At 59.4% G+C, this 1,216-nt stretch carries 1 protein-coding gene; it reads left to right on the top strand.

The annotated features are described in order from the left end of the window. Positions 1-231: 231 nt before the first annotated feature. A complete protein-coding gene (locus AVE30378_RS32455; RefSeq protein WP_129247293.1) occupies positions 232-1,209 on the top strand; it encodes an IS110 family RNA-guided transposase in 978 nt (325 codons plus the stop codon). Positions 1,210-1,216: the final 7 nt, after the last annotated feature.

Raw genomic sequence — 1,216 nt, forward strand, 5'->3', positions numbered from 1 at the left:
CACCCATCCTTGTATGGTTCTGTAGCCCCCACCGAAATGTGTTCAGTGGGAGCTGGGGATCGGGACACACCCATCCATCAGCCGTTCGCGCGGACTGACGTCGGTAGATATCCCACCCCGCCCAAACACGTCGATTAAGAATCTAGCGGCCAAGACCGCCGATTGATCGCAAGGTAACGCATCGGGCGCGGCTTCCCCAGCAGGCATAACGCTATCGCAAGGGTTCTACAGATGCAAATCGCGGTTTCTTTCTTCGGCGCAGATGTGGGTAAGTCCGAGGTCGTCGTGGCCGATCATGGCCGTGCCAAACCCGTCACCCAAATCCTCAAGAACACGCCCGCCAGTCTGAGCAAATGGCTGCAAACCTTGCCGCAAGGCAGCGTGCTTGCCATGGAGTCCACCGGCGGCTACGAGCGCATGTTGGCTGACCTGGCCTACGAGCGGGGGCTGAAGGTCTATGTCCTCAACCCCAAGGCGCTGCACCACTACGCCAAATCCCTGGGCCAGCGGGGCAAGACCGATCGGCTCGACGCCATCATGATCGCCCGCTTCATCGCCTCCGAGCATGAACGTCTGCACCCGTATCAACCCAGTGCGCAACACATCGAACGCTTGCGCAAGATACTGCGCTTGCGCAAGATGGCCGTGGTCACCCGAACCCAACTGCGCCTGTCCAGCGAGCGACACCATCAAGTCCACGCCCAGGCTCAGGTGCAGAAGGTGCTCGATGCCCTGACGGAACTGGCCAATTCCCTTGAAGACCAGATGCTCGCCGAGATCCAGGCCGAACCCGCCCTGGCGCAAGACTTCAAGCTGCTTACCAGCATCGTCGGCGTGGGCAACCTGACGGCAACGGCCCTGGTGACCACCTTCGCTCGCATACCGTTTACCGGTTCCGATGCCGTGGTGGCCTATGCCGGACTTGATCCCAGACCCAAGGAATCCGGTGCCTACAAAGGCATGAGAAAGCTCAGTAAGCAGGGCGATGCCATCCTGCGCAGTCTCGCCTACAACGCCGCCACTGCCGCTGCCAGATCAATCACCTTCAAACCCATGTATCAGGCATTGCTCGCCAAAGGCTGGGCAACCACCCAAGCCTTGAACATCATTGCCAGAAAGCTCTTGCGCATCGCCTTCGGCGTATGGAAATCACGCAAACCCTTCGACCAAGAACTCTTCCTGGCCAAGCAGGCTTGCGTGAAACCATAGAATCTAC

The sequence above is a fragment of the Achromobacter veterisilvae genome, assembly GCF_900496975.1.
Classification (GTDB): Bacteria; Pseudomonadota; Gammaproteobacteria; order Burkholderiales; family Burkholderiaceae_B; genus Achromobacter; species Achromobacter veterisilvae.